The sequence below is a fragment of the Actinomycetospora sp. genome (assembly GCF_036497245.1).
Lineage (GTDB): Bacteria > Actinomycetota > Actinomycetes > Mycobacteriales > Pseudonocardiaceae > Actinomycetospora.
The window spans coordinates 1-2971 of the sequence record NZ_DASXJS010000078.1 but is presented as its reverse complement, the minus strand read 5'-3'; the positions used below and the strand labels follow the sequence as shown (position 1 = coordinate 2971).

Below are 2971 nucleotides of genomic sequence, written 5' to 3'. Positions count from 1 at the left end.
CGGGATCGGAACGGGCTCGCCGGGCGGTTGGGTCAGCCGTGGACCAGGCGGTGGGCGGCGCCGATGGCGGTGCGGTACGCGCCACCGAGCAGTCCCGCGCGGGCCATGGCGGCCCGGGCGGCGTTGGATCCCGGTCCGCCCTGGACGGCGCCTCCGGGGTGGGCCGAGGCCCCGGCGAGGAAGAGTCGATCGACGGGGGTGTCGGCCCGCCCGAGACCGGGGGTGGGACGCAGGAACAGCTGCTGGTGGATTGCCGAGGTCCCGCCCATGATCGCGCCGTCGATCAGGCTGGGGATGCGTGCCTGCAGGTCGCCCGGGCGGGAGACGGTGCGGTGAACGACGAGGTCGCTGAACCCGGGTGCGTGGCGCTCGAGGACCGCGGTCATGCGTTCGACCTGCCGGTCGATCTCGGCGTCGGTCCGCGGTTGTCCGTGCGGCAGATGGGTGTACGCCCACAGCGACTCGGTCCCGGCCGGCGAGCGCGAAGGGTCGGCGAGGGTCATCTGACCGACCAGCAGGAACGGGTGGCGCGGCAAACGGCGCGCGGCGAGGTCGGCTCCGAAGTCGATGAGGTCGCGGGAATCGCCGCCCACGTGCACCGTGCCCGCCCGGCGCGCCTCCGGCGCGGTCCAGGGCACCGGGCCCGACAGCGCCCAGTCGACCTTGAGGACCGCGTCGTCCCAGGTGAAGCGATCGAGGTCGGCGACCATGCGCGCCGGGAGGTGCTCGGTACCGACCAGATCGCGATACAGCATCGGGGCGGGGACATCGGCCAGCACGGCCCGGCGAGCGCGCACCAATCCGCCCTCGGCGTCGACGACACCGACCGCCCGTCCGGCTTCGACGAGGACACGTTGCACGGGTCGCCGGCACTGCACCGACCCGCCGGAGGCGGCCAACCGGTGGACGAGCGCCTCGCTGAGCGCCCCGGCGCCGCCCTCGGGTACCGGGAACCCGACGTCCTGGGCGAGCATCGCCAGCAGCCAGCCGAACACCGCGCTGCCGGCCTGGCCGCTCGACAGGTCGGTGTGCAGCGCGTTGCCCTCGACCAGCAGCCGCGCGCCCTCCCCGGCGAACTCCTCTTCGGCGAAGCGGGACGCGGGCATCACCAACCGGCGCGCCAGCCGCAGCAGCGCGGGCGTCCCGAGAGCCCGGACCAGCCGGCTCGCTCCCCGCAGCGGCGGGAAGGGGCTGAGCATCGTTTCCAGGAGCGGGTCGCGCAGGCGCTGCCATTCGGCGGCCAGCCGGCGCCAGGCGTCTCCGTCGCCCGCGGCGAAACCCTCGACCGAGGTTGCGGTCGTGTCGAGATCCCGCGAGAGCAGCACCGCACGGTCATCGGGCAGCACGTGAGTCAGGGGTTCGGGGGGATGGCGCCACCGCAGGCCGTGCGCGCCGAGGTCGAGGCCGCGCAGAACGGGAGAAGCGACCCCGAGCGGATAGAAGGCGCTGCCGAGGTCGTGGTGCCATCCCGGCGCGGTGATCTGGTCGGTCCGCACCGCTCCGCCCGGCGCGTCGGAGGCCTCCAGGACTGTCACCGACCACCCGGCATCGGCGAGCAGATTCGCCGCGATCAGCCCGTTGTGACCGGCGCCGACAACGACGGCGTCGACGTCCTCCTCAGCCACGTCGGCTCGACGCGGGCCGACGCCGCGCGATGTCGGCGAGCCGCGACAGCGACTCGGTGTTGCGGGCCCGGATGAGGGGGCTCTGCACCGCGACCGGGACGAACCGACCCAGGCCACCTCGGGCGTACTCGTGGATGGTGACCCGGCACCGGTCCGGACCGGTGGGCGTCAACCGCAGCACGACCCGGGCGGTGCCCGCCGGGAAGGCGCGGGCCTCGAGGTCGAGCAGGCTCCCATCCTCGACTCGACGGACGACGGTGGTGTCGCTGAGCTGGAACGGCCACAGCCCGACACTGTGGTGCAGCCGGGCACCCACCGCGGGCCATGCCTCGTCGACATCGCGCATGTGGGTAGCGCCCACCACCCACAGCGGATAGCTCCAACCGTCGCAGAGCACCGACCACACGGCCTCGGCGCCGGTCGCCACATCCAGGCCGACCTCAGGCGACAGCAGGTCGGACAGCGCGCCGCTCATGTCAGACCCCGCTCGGTGGTCAGGGTCCCCTGGCGGGGCTCAGCCGGTCGTGGCCGTGCCGTCGTGATGCTCACGACTGCTCCCTCCTCCTCAGCGGGTTCGGTCGGCGAGCGCTGCGATCCCGCGCGGGCGCCGCGGTCACGCGGCGACCCCGACGACGCGGCGCTGGGTCTGCCCCGACAACGCCGATCGAGGGCCTCGGCCACCGCGTGGTGGGAGCCCAACTGGCCACCGCGGCTGTACCCGACCAGGTGCACCTGTCGGTCACTGCGGGCGGTGACAGTCTCGATCTCGCGGGTGAGGCCGTCGGCGGCGCGCCCCGCGCAGCCAGCTCCGGCGCCCTCGGTCACGAGGCTCACTGCATGGCCGCGGCGTGAAAGCACTTGCACCACCGGCTCCATGAGTGCCGCGGTGGCTGCGAACCCGCCGACCACGATGCCGGGCAGTTCCGTCTCCGCGGCGGGTGTGGCGCCCGCACCGATGTCAGGTTCATCGAGCCAGCGCAGCACTTCACGGCCTAACCAGTCCATACCGGTTCGGGCCGCACGGTCGATCCAGGTCTTCACGATCACTGCCGCCTCCACGAGGTCACTCGATGGAACGGCTGGAGCCTCAACCGGTAAGACCCAGGGACTACCCGCCCTCGGTCGTGGCCCAACCGGCGGAGTCGCTGCGCCGCTCGCGCCGCCAGATGCCGCGGGTACCGGCTCGCGTCGCCGACGCCATCGCGTCCAGCTCCGCGAAGCGCGCTCCTCGGTCCGCGAGGTCCAGCAGGAGTTCCTGGCCGGCGGGCGACCGGTGGTGGCCGTCCACGACGAGTACGACCACGAGACCGGCACGTTGAACCTGGCCGTCGAGAACGTCGGACAAG

Annotated in this window: 4 protein-coding genes; all 4 read right to left on the bottom strand. The window is 73.3% G+C overall.

Translation table 11 applies throughout. The features are described from left to right. Nucleotides 1-32: 32 nt before the first annotated feature. The gene (locus VGI02_RS08670) at nt 33-1625 is read right to left on the bottom strand and encodes a phytoene desaturase family protein (RefSeq protein ID WP_331626916.1); all 1593 of its coding nucleotides are present in this window, start codon (nt 1623-1625) and stop codon (nt 33-35) included. Then, entirely contained in the window at nt 1618-2100 is a 483-nt protein-coding gene (locus tag VGI02_RS08665) for an SRPBCC family protein (RefSeq protein ID WP_331626915.1), read from the bottom strand. Before VGI02_RS08665 ends, VGI02_RS08670 begins: the two co-directional genes overlap by 8 nt. Continuing rightward, on the bottom strand, nt 2097-2672 hold the full coding sequence (locus VGI02_RS08660) for a lipase family protein (protein WP_331626914.1): 576 nt from the start codon (nt 2670-2672) through the stop codon (nt 2097-2099). The genes VGI02_RS08665 and VGI02_RS08660 overlap by 4 nt, the downstream gene beginning before the upstream one ends. 61 nt (nt 2673-2733) lie before the next feature. Continuing rightward, a partial coding sequence (locus tag VGI02_RS08655; protein WP_331626913.1) for a hypothetical protein occupies nt 2734-2971 on the bottom strand: 238 nt, incomplete at its 5' end.

Bases quoted from the DNA above. Each gene is read 5' to 3' on its own strand.
- VGI02_RS08665 (WP_331626915.1), bottom strand. From the start codon at position 2,100: ATGAGCGGCGCGCTGTCCGACCTGCTGTCGCCTGAGGTCGGCCTGGAT.